This is a genomic window from Paenibacillus sp. JDR-2 (assembly GCF_000023585.1).
GTDB lineage: Bacteria > Bacillota > Bacilli > Paenibacillales > Paenibacillaceae > Pristimantibacillus.
The window spans coordinates 97,501-113,424 of the sequence record NC_012914.1; the positions used below are offsets into that span (position 1 = coordinate 97,501).

16 protein-coding genes, 1 tRNA gene and 2 rRNA genes (1 of these 19 only partly in view) are annotated in these 15,924 nt (G+C 49.6%); 18 read left to right on the forward strand and 1 reads right to left on the reverse strand.

Annotated features, from left to right (window positions below; translation table 11 throughout):
- The 18 genes from PJDR2_RS00470 to PJDR2_RS00550 all read left to right on the forward strand — a co-directional run.
- Positions 1–1,493 (forward strand): 23S ribosomal RNA (locus PJDR2_RS00470); it begins 1,439 nt to the left of the window's first position.
- Positions 1,494–1,588: 95 nt separating this feature from the next.
- Positions 1,589–1,705, forward strand: a 5S ribosomal RNA gene (gene rrf, locus PJDR2_RS00475).
- A gap of 125 nt (positions 1,706–1,830) precedes the next feature.
- Positions 1,831–3,012 carry a GNAT family N-acetyltransferase gene (eis, locus tag PJDR2_RS00480; protein ID WP_012772090.1) on the forward strand — a complete coding sequence of 394 codons (1,182 nt, stop codon included), beginning with the start codon at positions 1,831–1,833 and terminating at the stop codon, positions 3,010–3,012.
- A gap of 166 nt (positions 3,013–3,178) precedes the next feature.
- Positions 3,179–4,636, forward strand: coding sequence for an IMP dehydrogenase (guaB, locus tag PJDR2_RS00485; RefSeq protein ID WP_012772091.1), 1,458 nt, complete (start codon positions 3,179–3,181; stop codon positions 4,634–4,636).
- A 286-nt stretch (positions 4,637–4,922) separates the two neighbouring features.
- Positions 4,923–6,209: a D-alanyl-D-alanine carboxypeptidase family protein gene (locus PJDR2_RS00490; RefSeq protein WP_012772092.1), complete on the forward strand. Its 1,287-nt coding sequence runs from the start codon at positions 4,923–4,925 to the stop codon at positions 6,207–6,209.
- Positions 6,210–6,387: 178 nt separating this feature from the next.
- On the forward strand, positions 6,388–7,269 hold the full coding sequence (pdxS, locus tag PJDR2_RS00495) for a pyridoxal 5'-phosphate synthase lyase subunit PdxS (RefSeq protein WP_012772093.1): 882 nt from the start codon (positions 6,388–6,390) through the stop codon (positions 7,267–7,269).
- A 32-nt stretch (positions 7,270–7,301) separates the two neighbouring features.
- Positions 7,302–7,889: a pyridoxal 5'-phosphate synthase glutaminase subunit PdxT gene (pdxT, locus tag PJDR2_RS00500; RefSeq protein WP_012772094.1), complete on the forward strand. Its 588-nt coding sequence runs from the start codon at positions 7,302–7,304 to the stop codon at positions 7,887–7,889.
- 36 nt (positions 7,890–7,925) lie between these two features.
- Positions 7,926–9,209 (forward strand): serine--tRNA ligase, encoded by a 1,284-nt coding sequence (serS, locus tag PJDR2_RS00505; RefSeq protein WP_012772095.1) that lies wholly within the window; start codon positions 7,926–7,928, stop codon positions 9,207–9,209.
- A gap of 80 nt (positions 9,210–9,289) precedes the next feature.
- A tRNA-Ser gene (locus PJDR2_RS00510) sits at positions 9,290–9,378 on the forward strand.
- 260 nt (positions 9,379–9,638) lie between these two features.
- Positions 9,639–9,983, forward strand: coding sequence for a hypothetical protein (locus tag PJDR2_RS00515; protein WP_012772096.1), 345 nt, complete (start codon positions 9,639–9,641; stop codon positions 9,981–9,983).
- Between the two features lie 12 nt (positions 9,984–9,995).
- On the forward strand, positions 9,996–10,172 hold the full coding sequence (locus PJDR2_RS33030) for a hypothetical protein (protein ID WP_012772097.1): 177 nt from the start codon (positions 9,996–9,998) through the stop codon (positions 10,170–10,172).
- Positions 10,173–10,195: 23 nt separating this feature from the next.
- Positions 10,196–10,348 carry a small acid-soluble spore protein P gene (locus tag PJDR2_RS00520; protein WP_012772098.1) on the forward strand — a complete coding sequence of 51 codons (153 nt, stop codon included), beginning with the start codon at positions 10,196–10,198 and terminating at the stop codon, positions 10,346–10,348.
- Positions 10,349–10,477: 129 nt separating this feature from the next.
- Complete coding sequence (locus PJDR2_RS00525; protein WP_012772099.1) at positions 10,478–11,536, forward strand: hypothetical protein; 1,059 nt, start codon at positions 10,478–10,480, stop codon at positions 11,534–11,536.
- Positions 11,537–11,558: 22 nt separating this feature from the next.
- Positions 11,559–12,284 (forward strand): DsbA family oxidoreductase, encoded by a 726-nt coding sequence (locus PJDR2_RS00530; protein WP_012772100.1) that lies wholly within the window; start codon positions 11,559–11,561, stop codon positions 12,282–12,284.
- A 42-nt stretch (positions 12,285–12,326) separates the two neighbouring features.
- A complete protein-coding gene (locus PJDR2_RS00535) occupies positions 12,327–12,752 on the forward strand; it encodes a NucA/NucB deoxyribonuclease domain-containing protein (RefSeq protein WP_012772101.1) in 426 nt (141 codons plus the stop codon).
- A gap of 232 nt (positions 12,753–12,984) precedes the next feature.
- Positions 12,985–13,752, forward strand: coding sequence for a glycosyltransferase family 2 protein (locus PJDR2_RS00540; RefSeq protein WP_012772102.1), 768 nt, complete (start codon positions 12,985–12,987; stop codon positions 13,750–13,752).
- Positions 13,753–13,855: 103 nt separating this feature from the next.
- A complete protein-coding gene (locus PJDR2_RS00545; protein ID WP_012772103.1) occupies positions 13,856–14,641 on the forward strand; it encodes a methionine ABC transporter ATP-binding protein in 786 nt (261 codons plus the stop codon).
- 52 nt (positions 14,642–14,693) lie between these two features.
- A complete protein-coding gene (locus tag PJDR2_RS00550; RefSeq protein ID WP_083778236.1) occupies positions 14,694–15,296 on the forward strand; it encodes a methionine ABC transporter permease in 603 nt (200 codons plus the stop codon).
- 1 nt (position 15,297) lies between these two features.
- On the opposite strand, the gene PJDR2_RS00555 is transcribed toward PJDR2_RS00550, so the two are convergent.
- Positions 15,298–15,816, reverse strand: coding sequence for a DinB family protein (locus PJDR2_RS00555; protein ID WP_012772105.1), 519 nt, complete (start codon positions 15,814–15,816; stop codon positions 15,298–15,300).
- Between the last annotated feature and the right edge of the window lie 108 nt (positions 15,817–15,924).

Here is a 15,924-nt window from a genome sequence, read left to right on the forward strand (position 1 = left end):
AAATTCCTGTACCACCGAAGATTGTTTGAGCAATGGGGTGACACAGAAGGGCAGTGACGCGGACTGATGGAATAGTCCGTCCAAGCAGTGAGGCAGAGTTGTAGGCAAATCCGCAACTCGCGTAAGCTAGGCTGTGATGGGGAGCGAAAATTGCAGTAGCGAAGGTCATGTACTCCGGCTGTCAAGAAAAGCCTCTAGTTAGATCTAGGTGCCCGTACCGCAAACCGACACAGGTAGGCGAGCAGAGCATGCTAAGGCGCGCGGAAGAACTCTCGTTAAGGAACTCGGCAAAATGACCCCGTAACTTCGGGAGAAGGGGTGCCTCGGTAGGGTGAATAGCCCGAGGGGGCCGCAGTGAAAAGGCCCAAGCGACTGTTTAGCAAAAACACAGGTCTGTGCGAAGCCGTAAGGCGAAGTATACGGGCTGACGCCTGCCCGGTGCTGGAAGGTTAAGGGGAGCGGTTAGGGGTAACCCGAAGCTGTGAACCGAAGCCCCAGTAAACGGCGGCCGTAACTATAACGGTCCTAAGGTAGCGAAATTCCTTGTCAGGTAAATTCTGACCCGCACGAATGGCGTAACGACTTGGGCGCTGTCTCAACGAGAGATCCGGTGAAATTTTAATACCTGTGAAGATGCAGGTTACCCGCGACAAGACGGAAAGACCCCATGGAGCTTTACTGCAGCTTGATATTGGACTTTGGTACGATCTGTACAGGATAGGTGGGAGCCTGAGAAGCATGAGCGCCAGCTTGTGTGGAGGCGACGTTGGGATACCACCCTGATCGTATCGGAGTTCTAACCTGGAACCATGAAACTGGTTCGGGGACCGTGTCAGGTGGGCAGTTTGACTGGGGCGGTCGCCTCCTAAAATGTAACGGAGGCGCCCAAAGGTTCCCTCAGAATGGTTGGAAATCATTCGGAGAGTGCAAAGGCATAAGGGAGCTTGACTGCGAGACCAACAAGTCGAGCAGGGACGAAAGTCGGGCTTAGTGATCCGGTGGTACCGAATGGAAGGGCCATCGCTCAACGGATAAAAGCTACCCTGGGGATAACAGGCTTATCTCCCCCAAGAGTCCACATCGACGGGGAGGTTTGGCACCTCGATGTCGGCTCATCGCATCCTGGGGCTGAAGTAGGTCCCAAGGGTTGGGCTGTTCGCCCATTAAAGCGGTACGCGAGCTGGGTTCAGAACGTCGTGAGACAGTTCGGTCCCTATCTGTCGCGGGCGCAGGAAATTTGAGAGGAGCTGTCCTTAGTACGAGAGGACCGGGATGGACGTACCGCTGGTGTACCAGTTGTTCCGCCAGGAGCACCGCTGGGTAGCCAAGTACGGACGGGATAAGCGCTGAAAGCATCTAAGCGTGAAGCCCCCCTCAAGATGAGATTTCCCAATTAGTAAGACCCCTTGAAGACGACGAGGTTGATAGGTTCGGGGTGGAAGCACAGCAATGTGTGGAGCTGACGAATACTAATCGGTCGAGGGCTTATCCTAAAGACTTAAGGAATTCAAACTTTCGCATCCAGTTTTCAAGGCGCAAATCCCGAAACATTTCTGCAAGAAACGTACTTCGAAAGCAACGCCTTACGTTTGGTGGCGATGGCGGAGGGGAACCACGCGTTCCCATACCGAACACGACCGTTAAGCCCTCCAGCGCCGATGGTACTTGGACCGCAGGGTCCTGGGAGAGTAGGACGTCGCCAAGCAATGAAAGAGCCTGTCGCATTACGCGGCAGGTTTTTTTGTGTTTATTGCTTTCTAACATTGCCCTGTCTCCTCTGGCTGTGCCATAATGTGAATGTTTAAAGGCCAATTTGAGAGGAGTCTGGTTATGACCAAGGAAACACGGTTGCTTACGATGGATCAATTCGACGATATGATTGAATTAAGTCAGTTCGCATTTCAATATGAGATTCCGCCTGCTAAGCTGGCAGAGTCACGGGAACGTTTTGAACGGGAGGAAACGGATCGTTGGGGCATTTACATAGATGGAAAGCTTGCAGCTCAGCTGGCCATCCTTGATTTATTTACCTATATCGGGGACAAGCGATTTGCCATGGGGGGCATTGCGGGTGTATCTACATGGCCTGAGTATAGACGCCAGGGCTTAGTTGCGGAACTATTGCATCACTCTCTTCAGAAGATGAAAGAGAAAGGGCAGACTTTATCGTTTCTCCATCCCTTCTCGATTGGCTTTTACCGCAAGTTTGGCTGGGAAGTATATACGGATCTTAAAACTTATCGGATTGATGTAGGCCATCTGCCCGCAAGGACGCCATATAGCGGGACAATTAAACGTGTAGAGCAGAGCTATGAGCTTTTGAATCCGATTTATAACGTCTATGCCAAGAAGGTGAATGGAGCATTGGACCGCTCGGTTGCCTGGTGGAATTACAGAATATCGTCTCGCAAGAAGGGGCAGACCTGTGTCTTTTTTGACAGCGCGGGAGAAGCGCAGGGTTATGTTATCTATGAGGTGAAGAACAGAGAGCTGTTCGTTCACGAGTTGATTGATTTGACTGAAGAAGCACGCCGAGCTCTATGGTCCTTCCTTGGTCAGCATGATTCCATGATTGACCGGCTTGAGATTAAGGTAGCGACAGACGACGGGCTTGCTTATTTGCTTAATAATCCTCGGATCAAGCAGGAGATTGAGCCATACTTCATGGCCCGGATTGTAGATGCGGAGGCATTCCTTAAAGAATATCCGTTTGAGGCCGGCGACGAAGAATCTTTCCTGTTCGACATTCAGGATGATCATGCAGCTTGGAACAATGGACGGTTCGAGGTTCGCATTGCCGCAGACGGAACAGCGAATGTACAACGGTTATCGGGAGAAACTAACAAGGAATCCATTCGGACAGGAATAGGATCCTTGGCAGCGATGTTGACCGGCTATAAGCGTCCGGCAGAGCTGCTTCGGTACGGACTTATTCAAGGCCAAAGCCTTCAGATGAAGCAATTGGAGAGAAGAATTCCGGTACGCACAACGTTCCTGCCTGACTTTTTCTAAAACGCTAACATCGGGATTACCTATAACTGGGTGTAAAAAGGCTTACTTTCCTGCAAAAGGGAACCGTTCCACTCATAAACCTAACATCCTTGACAGCCCCTGACCCCTCTGATAATATTGCAATAATATGCGTGAGAGGTATCAAAATTAAGGGAGGAACTTACTCGTGTGGGAAACGAAATTCGCCAAAGAAGGCCTGACATTCGATGATGTACTGCTCGTACCGCGGAAATCTGTTGTGTTGCCTCGTGAATCGGACGTATCTACAAAACTTAGCGAAGGCATCAAGCTGAACATTCCGCTGATAAGCGCAGGGATGGACACTGTTACGGAGTCGGCTTTGGCGATTGCTATAGCTCGTGAGGGCGGAGTCGGCATTATTCATAAAAATATGTCGGTTGCTCAGCAGGCAGAAGAAGTTGATCGCGTTAAACGTTCGGAGAGCGGCGTTATTACAAATCCATTCTCGTTGACGCCTGATCATCACGTTTATGATGCTGAAGAACTGATGGGCAAATACCGTATTTCCGGTGTGCCGATCGTAGACAGCGAACAAAAGCTGGTTGGTATTTTAACAAACCGTGACCTTCGTTTCGTTCATGACTATTCCATTAAAATTAACGAAGTGATGACTCGCACGGATCTTGTAACGGCACCTGTCGGAACAACTTTGCAAGAAGCAGAAGGCCTTCTTCAAAAGCATAAGATCGAGAAGCTTCCTCTCGTTGACGAGAACAATACGCTTAAGGGTCTCATTACCATCAAAGATATTGAAAAAGCGATTCAATTCCCTAATGCGGCGAAAGACAAGCATGGTCGTCTGCTTTGCGGAGCTGCAGTTGGTATCGGTAAAGACACAGCCGATCGAGCTGATGCGCTTGTACAAGCAGGCATCGACGTACTGGTCGTTGACTCGGCGCATGGTCATCATATTAACATTCTTGAAGCGGTTCGCAAGCTGCGTGCTAAGTATCCGGATCTTACGATCATCGCGGGTAACGTAGCAACGGGCGAAGCAACTCGTGATCTGATTGAAGCAGGCGCATCCGTAGTTAAAGTCGGTATCGGTCCTGGCTCGATCTGTACGACACGCGTTATCGCTGGTATTGGCGTACCGCAAATTACAGCTATCTACGATTGCGCAACTGTAGCTCGCGAATACAATGTCCCAGTCATTGCAGACGGCGGCATCAAATATTCCGGCGACATTACAAAAGCAATTGCTGCAGGCGCAAGCGCGATTATGATCGGCAGCTTGTTCGCAGGAACAGCTGAAAGCCCAGGGGAAACGGAAATTTTCCAAGGCCGCAGCTTTAAAGTATACCGCGGCATGGGCTCGCTTGGCGCTATGAAAGAAGGCAGTAAAGACCGTTACTTCCAAGAGAACGAGAGCAAGCTTGTTCCGGAGGGTATTGAAGGACGCGTTCCGTTCAAAGGTCCTCTTGCCGATACCGTTCATCAGCTGCTTGGCGGACTTCGTTCCGGTATGGGCTATTGCGGTACTAAAAACCTTGATGAACTGCGCAACGATACGCAATTCATCCGGATTACAGGTTCCGGTCTTCGCGAGAGCCATCCGCATGACGTTCAAATAACAAAAGAAGCTCCAAACTACTCGCTGTAATAACCCGACCACGGGAAAAAGCAGACAAGGACTTATAGACTATACGTCTAGGTCTCTTGTCTGCTTTTTTTGATATGGCGGCGTACGCTTAATAGATAAGATTTTTTTAATCTGCCTCCTGAAATATACATAACTGGCATCCGGAATTACGTTTCAACCGCTAGCAGACTGAAAAACGACTCTATTTATGCCAGAAAGTAGAATCACCCTACATCGGTTTAACTCTACCTATCCCATGTGTTACAATGAAATTCAAACGACTTAGGGATGAAAAGGGGAGAAAACGTTGAAAGTATTGCCGGTAAGATTACGGTCACTAGTAGTAGCATTTGTTGCAGGTATAGTAGCATTATCATTAGGGACGTCCTCGGTGAATGCGGCAGGTACGAAGGGCGGCGAATGGGTGGAAAACTCCCTTGGCCTTGAGTTAAGTTCAGCCATCTTGATCGACGCCGACACGGGCCAGGTTGTATATGAAGTAAATGCGGACGAGCCTCGTCCTCCTGCAAGTATGACTAAGATGATGACCGAATACATCGTTCTTGAGCAAATCAAGAGCAAAGCACTTAATTGGGATGAAATGATTACAGTTAGCGAAGAAGCAGCAAATACGCCAAAGGACGGCTCGCAGGTTTATCTGGCTCAAGGCGAGCAATATAAAGTGAAGGATCTTTATATGGCTATGGCCGTTGGCTCCGCGAATGATGCGACAATCGCTTTGGCTTCCGCTATCGGTGGCAGCGAGCAAGGTTTTGTGGAAAAAATGAATGAAACCGCTCAAAAACTCGGACTTACTTCCGCTCATTATACAAGCGCAACCGGTTTGGCTGATACGACAGTGATTTCCGCAAAAGATCAGGCTAAGCTGGCTCAAATCATTATTAAGAATGATCCGGAGTTCCTGGAGTACGCGTCGACGACCGAATACAAATTCCGTCCTCGCGATGACAAACCAATCGTAAATATTAACTGGATGCTTGCATCCAATAAGAGCAACACTTATCTGAAGGCTTTTGCCTATGACGGTGTTGACGGTATGAAAACAGGCTATATTTCCGCTGCAGGTTATACGTTTACGGGTACAGTAAAACGCGGCGACCAGCGTTATATCAGCGTTGTTATGAATACGAAGTCGAAGGAAGCGCGTTTTAACGAAACAGCGAAGCTGTACAACTACGCTTTTAACTCCCTGGAGAAGAAAACGGTTATTCCGGCAAAATCCGTGGTAGAAAAAGCAGAATCGGTAAAAATTAAAAAAGGTGTGAAAAAATCGGTTCCGATCATTACAGAATCCGATATTTCGCTTATTGTGAAAAAAGGTGCGGATCCGAAGGTTGAGCTTACCGGCTACGAGCTTAAGAAACCGGAGGAGCTTGTCGCTCCGATTAAAGCCGGTCAAGTTGTAGGTACGGCTACGTACAAATATACCGATGAGCAAGGCAAAGCGCTGGAGAAAACGGTCAATCTGATTGCAAGTAAAGATGTGAAGAAGGCAAGCTGGTTCGCCTTGATGTTCCGCGGTATCGGAGGCTTCTTCTCCGGTCTGTTCAACGGTATTGTCGATTTGTTCTAATCCAACGCAGGATATGCTCTAAAGCGTGGCAGGTAAGGCAAATCAAGGGTTGTCGATTATTGGCCCATCCTGTAAAATAAATGGTTAGAGTAAGCGGCGAGCTTCAACCTAAATAAGCGATTAAGCGCTTAGCCCCCTTAGCGGGGGCTGCGCTCCATTTTAAGGAGGATTTCTAAGCATGGAAACAGGTACTTCGCGCGTAAAACGCGGTATGGCAGAAATGCAAAAAGGCGGCGTCATCATGGACGTTATGAACGCCGAGCAAGCGAAAATTGCGGAAGCAGCGGGCGCAACTGCCGTTATGGCATTGGAACGCGTTCCTTCTGACATTCGTGCAGCAGGCGGCGTAGCCCGTATGGCTGACCCAACTATCGTAGAAGAAGTTATGAAAGTGGTATCGATTCCGGTTATGGCGAAAGCCCGTATCGGTCATATCGTAGAAGCACGCGTTCTCGAATCGATGGGCGTTGACTACATCGACGAATCCGAAGTACTGACTCCTGCGGACGAAGTATTCCATATCAGCAAGAACGAATTCACTATACCTTTCGTATGCGGCGCGAAGGACCTGGGTGAGGCTCTTCGCCGTATCCAAGAAGGCGCAGCTATGCTACGTACAAAAGGCGAGCCGGGAACAGGCAACATCGTTGAGGCTGTTCGTCACCTTCGCTTGATTAACGGTCAAATTCGCAAAGTACAAAACCTGTCCAAAGACGAACTGTACAACGAAGCTAAAGTTCTGGGCGTTCCTTACGATCTGCTTCTGCAAGTTCATGAGAGCGGCAAACTGCCGGTCGTTAACTTTGCGGCAGGCGGCGTTGCAACTCCATCCGACGCAGCACTTATGATGGAACTGGGCGCTGACGGCGTATTCGTAGGCTCCGGTATCTTCAAATCGGACAGCCCTGAGAAATTCGCTCGTGCAATCGTTGAAGCTACAACGCATTACAAAGACTACAAACTGATCGCGGAAGTATCCAAAAACCTGGGCACTCCGATGAAAGGCATTGAAATTTCGAAGCTGCAAGCAGCTGAGCGTATGCAAGACCGCGGTCTGTAAGAGGCGGTATCTATAGAAAGGCGTGTAGGCTTATGAAAATTGGTGTACTGGCGCTTCAAGGCGCAGTAGCAGAGCATATACGCAGTTTGGAGGCGGCGGGCGCGGAAGCGGTCGCCGTTAAACGAATTGAAGAGCTTGCTGAGCTCGACGGTATCGTTATTCCAGGCGGCGAAAGCACAACAATCGGCAAGCTGATCCGCAAGTACGACTTCCTCGAGGCTCTTAAGGAGTTCTCGAAGCAAGGCAAGCCGTTATTCGGAACTTGTGCCGGTCTTATTATTTTGGCACGCAAAATCGAAGGTCAGGATGATGCCCATCTGGAGCTGATGGATATGGTTGTGGCGCGCAACGCCTTTGGCCGCCAACGTGAAAGCTTCGAGACGGACCTTCCGATTCAAGGGATCGATGAACCGATCCGTGCGGTGTTCATCCGTGCTCCTCTCATTAAAGAAGTTGGCAGCAGCGTTGAAGTATTGTCCGTATACAACGATGAGATTGTAGCTGCAAGACAAGGGCATCTGCTCGCTTGCTCCTTCCATCCGGAGCTCACGGACGATTATCGTCTGCATGCTTATTTTGTCGATATGGTGAAAGAAGCGGCTAAAACTACAACGAAGTAAAATGCTTCGTTAAGCAATAGAGAGGGGTCAACTGTCGTGTTGGACGTGAAATGGTTACGTAACGAATATGAGCAGGTGGAGAAGGCGCTGAAGAACCGTAGCGCTTCGCTCGACCTTATTTCCGGTTTTCCGGAGCTGGATGTTAAGCGCCGCGCTCTGCTCGTTGAAACAGATAATTTGAAAACTCGCCGCAATACGGTATCGCAGGAAGTGGCGAAGCTGAAGAAATCCGGCGGCGACGCTGAAGCGCTGATTATCGAAATGCGCGAAGTGGGTGACCGGATTAAAGAACTGGACGAGGAGATTCGCACGGTTGAGGCCCAAGTGGAAGAGCTGATGCTGGCTATCCCGAACCTGCCTCATGAGAGCGTCCCCGTTGGCTCTTCGGAAGAAGATAATGTCGAGATTCGTCGTAATGGCGAGCAAACGACGTTTGACTTCGAGCCGAAGGCTCACTGGGATCTTGCGCAAGATCTGGGCATCCTGGATTTCGAGCGCGCAGGCAAAGTAACAGGCTCGCGCTTTACCTTCTACCGTGGTCTTGGCGCGCGTCTAGAGCGTGCTCTGATCAGCTTCATGATGGACCTGCACAGCGACCAGCATGGTTACGAAGAAGTGCTGCCGCCTTACCTTGTTAATCGCGACAGCTTGATCGGTACAGGCCAGCTGCCGAAGTTCGAAGAGGATTTGTTCAAGATCAGCGATTCGGATTACTTCCTTATTCCAACGGCTGAAGTTCCTGTGACGAACCTTCACCGGGAAGAAATTCTGTCGATTGAAGAGCTGCCGAAGCATTTTGTTGCTTACAGCTCGTGCTTCCGTTCGGAGGCAGGTGCGGCTGGCCGCGATACGCGTGGTCTGATCCGTCAGCATCAGTTCAACAAAGTCGAGCTGATCAAGCTGGCGAAGCCGGAAGAATCTTATGATGAGCTGGAGAAAATGACAGCTAATGCAGAGAAAGTTCTGCAGCTGCTTGGTCTGCCATACCGTGTTCTGGCGCTCTGCACAGGCGATATGGGCTTTACGGCAGCGAAGACTTACGATCTTGAAGTGTGGCTGCCTAGTGCAGGTACGTACCGCGAGATTTCGTCCTGTTCGAACGTTGAGGACTTCCAGGCTCGCCGCGCAGGCATCCGCTTCCGCCGCGATGCGAAGAGCAAGCCGGAGTTCGTGCATACGCTGAACGGTTCGGGTCTGGCGGTAGGCCGTACGTTTGCAGCTATTCTGGAGAACTACCAGCAAGCTGACGGAACGATTGTAGTACCGGAAGTTCTTCGCCCGTACATGGGTGGACTGGAAAAAATCAGCCCGCGTGTTTAAATAATTTTTCCATGGGCCAAAAATGCAGTTGATTCTGGTTTTTGGCCTGTGGTACAATAACTTTTGTCAGTTCTTTATATGGAGAGGTACCGAAGCGGTCATAACGGGGCGGTCTTGAAAACCGTTAGGGTGCAAGCCCACGTGGGTTCGAGTCCCACCCTCTCCGCCAGTTTTTATCAACTGTATACATACAGCACGTCCGAGACGATTGTCTCGGGCGTTTTTTTGTTGTTTTAGTTTAAGTTATTTGGGGATAACATGTTCCGCGCTTGTTGCATACCTGTGAATAAACCCTTGCTGGCCCTTATACACAGCGTTGTGAATAAAGGGGAGAATATGTGGATAAGTCTGTGGATAAGTTGAATGGCCGCTGCCGAATAATTCGAATCGCATTGCCGCATCTTATAGGTTGTGGAGGTGCTTTTAAAAATGGCTAATGATAAGCTTCAAATTGATCAGAATCAGCTTGTAGCTGCATGGCAGCGTACCTTGCCGGAATGGATTAAGGATGCGGACAATTGCGAGGTTTTCGCCGATGAGTCGGATCCTAACGCACTGCGTGTCACCATTAGTACGGCAGGACATCAAGCTTACTCCTTTGACTTCAAGGTATGTTATGTGGATAGCCGCGAAGTGAAGGTCGAAGTGATTGATGTGGATAAAAATAAAGTTTCCATTGATGAACGTACCGATCCGATGCAGCAATTAATACAGGACTACACTCGTCACCTGCATGAATGCGCGCAAGCTCTTCATCAGCTGACACACGCGTAGGAGGGACCGTCCATGACGAAGGCAAAGGGCTCGCTCGACAAAAACCTGTCGAACGTAATTGACGATCTGGCTCAAACGCCAGTGAACAGCCATCAGGCTCAGCAGCTCAATCAGGATGCGAATGACCGGCGCCATCAAGATGCGCTTAATCATGATCAACCGACAGATTTGCATCATCAGCGCAGTTAACCTTCTATAGGAGGCGTTAAGCAATGAGCAAACCCGATTCTTACCCCGTCCCTGAAGCACAAGAAAACGGCGGAAGACAGCGTCAAAACCAAGGCCGTCAGCAGGAGCCTCTGTCCGGTTCCAAGAAGGTAAAGCAAAGAAATCATGTTCGGCATAATAACCCTGAGGGCTCATGAACTTTATAAATCCGATTAGACAAAATCCCGTTCCGGCTAGCTGGAACGGGATTTTGCTGCATTTATCTTCTAAATGGCCCGGTGATGTTATAGAATGGAGGTATTGTTTATAAAGGGGGACGAACGGATTTGAAAATGGTACAGCGGTTGGCTTATCTTGCACTTATTGCTGTTCTACTCATTATTGCAGGCTGCAGCTCCGGCGATGCACCGCCCAAGCAGGCTCTCCAAGATGCAATGAAAAATATGGAAAAACTAGACAGTTACTCCGCAAAAATGTCTCTTGGTATAGATAATCTTGAATTACCCGCAAGTACGGCACAAAACGGAATCGATATGACGACGGTAATAACCGGTATGATGAAGGGCGCTAAGCTGGATATTAAGATGGTCTACGCGAAGGAGCCTAAGCGTACGGATATGGAGCTTAATCTTCAATTATCCGGAACTACGATTACGATCCCGATGATTATGACGGCTGAGAAGCTGTACATGAAGCTGCCGGCTTTGCCGATGCTTCAGCTTCCGGAATCGGCAGCTGGTAAATTCGTTGAACTGGATTTGAAGGCGCTGGCGCAGCAGCAGGGTGCTGCAGCAACAACGCTGGATGCCGCAGCCCAGCAGCAATTGGTGCAAGATCTTGGCGCGGTCGTACTTAAGCATTTTGACGAGAAAACCTATTTCAAGAGCGTAAAAGCGAAGGATGCCGGTGTACCGGACGGTGTAAAAGCCGAGCAAGTGGTCCAGTTCAAGATGGATGAGAGCAACTATAAGCAGTCTGTTGACACCATTGTTAATGAAATGGTTCCGGAATTGTTGACGGTGATCGCTTCGAACGAATCCTATATGCAGGCGATTCAGAAGTCCAAGGAAGATGTAGAGAAGATGAAAACCGACTGGGAGGCAGATAAGGCGGCTAAGATCGATTATCTGAACCAGAATGTGAAGGTCAATGAGCTGTCTGTTACCGGCGCCATCAATAAGGATAAGATACTGGCGTATCAGGCGGGGAAAGTTAATGTTGAACTGACAGACAAGGAAACCGGCGGCGCAACTAAAGTTAATGTTCATTATGACATGACATACGGCGACTTGAACGGCAATCCGAAGTTCCTGTATGAGGTGCCGACAGATGCCGTGAAATTCGAAGATCTGATGAAGCAGATGCAGCTTCCGCTGGGGCTGTAATTAAAAAGGGATGGTGTTCGTTATGAAAATTGAAGTATGGTCCGATTTCGCTTGTCCGTTTTGTTATATTGGCAAACGCCGCTTGGAGCAGGCGCTTAGCGAGTTCGAGCATGGAGATCAGGTAGAGGTGGAATTCAGAAGCTTTGAGCTCGATCCAAACGCTCCTGTCGAAATTGGTCATGATGTATACGATTATTTGTCGAACAAATACGGCATGTCCCGCCAGCAGGCGATTTCCAATAATGTTCAGCTGACGCAGCAGGCAAAGACGCTTGGCCTGGATTATCATTTCGATACAATGATTCTCACCAATACATTTGACGCGCATCAGCTGACGCATTTTGCAGCTAAATACGGTAAGCGGGAAGAGATGGCGGAGCGTCTATTCAAAGCTTATTTCACGGATTCCAAGCATCTTGGACGCAAAGAAGTATTAGCCGATCTGGCCGCTGAAATCGGTCTTGACCGCGAGGAAGCGCTAAAGGCTCTGGAAGCGGGCACTTACAAGCAGGAAGTTCGTACTAACGAGCAGGAAGCGGGACAGCTTGGCGTACGTGGCGTACCGTTCTTCGTCATTGACCGCAAATACGCGGTTTCCGGTGCTCAGCCAAGCGAAGTATTCCTGCAAGCGGTATCCAAGGCTTGGGAGGAAAACAAGCCGCTTACCGTTATTGGCGGTGACAGTGGAGCGAACGGAGCAGACGATGCTTGCGTTGACGGGGTTTGCGCTCCTAAATCCGATAAGTAAACTTAATCAAGCTTGTCCAATGCAGCAGGGGGTCATTTAGCTTTGAAGAAACTACTTGCCATTTTATTTGTGGCTATTATGATCTATGTTGTTCCTCATTTAGACGATTGGCAGGGGCAGCCTTCAGCGGAGCCTGCCTCATCCAGTAACTATACCTTGGAGTTCCCGGCTGACCGATATCCGGAGACGGCCCAGCATATCCGCGAAGCCATGGCTTCAGGGGAGTCCAAGATCTGTACGATAGACCGGGAGAATGCCGAGGAGAACCGTAAAGAATCGCTGAAGGATATCCCGACCAAAAAGGGCTATGACCGCGATGAATGGCCGATGGCCATGTGCAAGGAAGGCGGAGATGGAGCTGATATCGCATATATCGCTCCATCTGACAATCGCGGAGCGGGTGCTTGGGTAAGCAACCAGCTGGATACGTTCCCGGACGGAACTCGTGTGGAATTTATAGTGAAGTAAAGAATAGGCCTTTGCAAGCGCGTCTGATCGCGTCAGCAAAGGCCTATTTTATCAGAATGATTAATCAGGGCTGTTGTCCGACGATAATGGGGTAGGTATGCATATAATAACGGTATCGGCGCAAAACGGCGATCCTATTTCACTAAATATTAAAAAGCTGTTAGTAGATGAGCATGGCATAAGCTCGAATGTCATGTTCATTTTCACAACATTATAGGAGGTTGCGAAAGCAATGAGCGCAGCAGACGCAAGAGGCGTCACGATCATTACATCTACTATGCGCCCCCAGCATATTAATCAATTATTCCAGAACTATGCCCGGCAGGATTGGACGAATAAGGAGCTTATCATTATTGTCAATAAAGATAGGGCCGGGCTTCAGCAATACCAGAATAAGGCCAAATCTTTCCCGAATGTGCGTGTCTTCCGGATGTCGGAGAAATCAAAGCTTGGCGCCTGCCTCAATTATGGGGCTTCGCTGGCTAAGTATGACTATATCGCCAAATTCGACGACGATGATTATTACGGTCCCAATTATATCTCTGAGGCCATGACGATGTTCCAGACCAGTAAAGCGGATATTGTCGGGAAGCTGGAAATCTATTATTTTTTCCCGCATCGCTCAACTTTAATGTTACGAAGAAGGGGGAAATCGTGGTATACACCGGTGAGTAAGGTTGCCGGGGCGACCATTATGTTCCACAAGCGGGTACTGGAGAAGGTATCCTTCAACACCAAGGTCCGCCAAGGCTCTGACGTACGGTTTATTAAGGGAGCGTTGGGCCATAAGTTCCGCGTATACACGACGTCGCCTTATAACTTTACGGCTATGCGAAGAGCGGACCGCAGCTCTCACACATGGAAAATAACGGATCAAAATTTGCTTCGTTCTAAGGGGGCAGTCTTAACCAGAACCGATAGTTACCGAAAGCGTGTAAACCGCAGTCTGCAGCAGCTCCATGGAATGGGACTTCGCAGGCCAAGTTCCAACGCTCAATAAGGACGATGGACAGCTAAGCCTCTTGAGGAGAGGCTTAGCTTGCCCTTATCTGCCCAAGTTTGCTACCATAAGGGCAAGTTCAGGAGATAAGTAGGAGAAAACGATGATCACGTTTAGAGAAGTCAGCAAACGGTACAAAGCCGGCAGGCAGTGGGTAGAAGCGGTCAAGCCCACCTCGCTGCATATAGAGAAGGGGCAGATTCAAGGGATGATCGGATTCAGCGGAGCGGGCAAATCAACCCTGCTTCGGATGGCCAATCTGCTCGAGACGCCAACTTCCGGAGAGGTTTATATAGATGGACAAGAACTTACGAGGCTGAGCGCAGGAGAATTGCGGGAGGCAAGACGATCGATCGGAATGATTTTTCAGCATTATAACTTGCTGAGCAACGAGACTTGTGCGGCAAATGTCGAATTCGTGCTAAAAGCAGCAAAGCTGCCTTCCAGAGAGCGGAAGAGAAGAGTAGAGGAATGCCTTGAGATTGTGGGGCTGGCGGATAAAGCGAGGCAGTATCCGGCTCAACTGAGCGGCGGGCAGAAGCAGCGGGTGGCAATCGCCAGAGCTCTTGCGAACAATCCAAAGGTACTGCTGTGCGATGAGCCGACTTCGGCGCTTGATCCGGTTACGACATTGTCGATTCTCGAATTTCTGGAGAAGATTAACCGCGAGTTCCAGGTGACGATCATGCTGGTGACGCATGAGATTCAGGTGGCCAAGCGGTTATGCAGCCGGATCGCGGTCATGGAGAATGGACGGATCACCGAGCAGCTGGATATGATGAACCTTTCCGGAGTTAAGCCGGTAACGCCGCTGGGACAGATTTTGTTCGATACCGCCGAGGGATCTTCCTCTTCCGTTTGGCAAAGAGGGGAGGGTTACCGTGGATAGTGTTCTGGCTTTAAAATCTGAGATCATAAAAGCGATTCAGCAGACCCTCACGATGGTCTCCATCTCCGTTGCGGCAGCAGTCATCATCGGCCTGCCAATCGGCATATTCCTATTCCTGACGGCACCTGGCCATTTGCGGGCAAACCGCCCGTTATACAGTATCGTCAGTTATGCGGTGAATCTGGTTCGTTCTTTTCCATTCTTAATTCTGCTCGTAGCATTAATTCCTTTTTCCAGAATGATTGTAGGAACTGCGATCGGCCCTCTTGCAGCTTCGGTATCGTTGTCGGTAGCGGCTATTCCATTCTATGCGCGGCTGGCGGAACAAAGCTTGCGGGAGGTGCCTAAAGGGGTTATTGAGGCAGCAGTAGCCTCGGGGGCACCGATGAAGCACATCATATGGGGGGTTCTGTTGTCCGAAGCCCGCCCGGGACTGGTATCCGGCCTTACGGTAACGATCATTAGCTTTATCTCGTATTCGGCTGCGGCAGGTACCGTCGGGGGCGGGGGCATCGGTGATCTGGCGATTCGTTATGGCTATCAGCGGTTTGATACCGAGGTAATGGCGGCGTGTATCGTTATTCTCGTTGTTCTCGTTCAACTTGTCCAATGGACAGGCAGCTTTGCTGCTACCCTGCTGGATAAACGCAAATAATTTAGTTGTTCAAATAACGCTCCTGAACGATCGACAGATGATTCCGTTCATGGCCATACATAATATAAGCTATTGCGCGTGCGGTTAATGGCGATTGATTTGCGAAGCCGGAGCGGGTGAAGGCTTCCGCCGAAAGCTGCTTAAGCAGAACAATTGTTGCGTGGCGTACGGCGTTATAATTCTCGAGAAGATCCGTAACGGTGAGCCCGCTGAACGGGCTGCCTTCCATGTAGGCGTCCTGGTCAAAGCCCGGAAGCGGGGTTTGATCGCCTCTTGCAATGCGAAGCAGACGATAGCTCATAATACGCTCCGTGTCCGTCACATGACCCAGTACTTCTTTTAGTGACCATTTGCCTTCGCCATAGCGGTAATCCGCTTGTTCTGCGGATAAGGCGGAGTAGATGCGGTTTGTTTCCGCTTGCTGTTCTTCTAATAAAGCAATTAGATTTCCTTCAGGTACAAGGCCGATGTAACGAGTGAAAAACTCGTTGTATTCACTTGCTTGCGGACGTTCGAGCATGAATGGCACCTCCTTAGAATTAATTGGAGTATACCGCCTGCGTTGGCTATTTTCAATAGAAAAGAGGAGCCCTTTTACAGGCCCCTCTTCCGACGGTGTGTTGTTTGA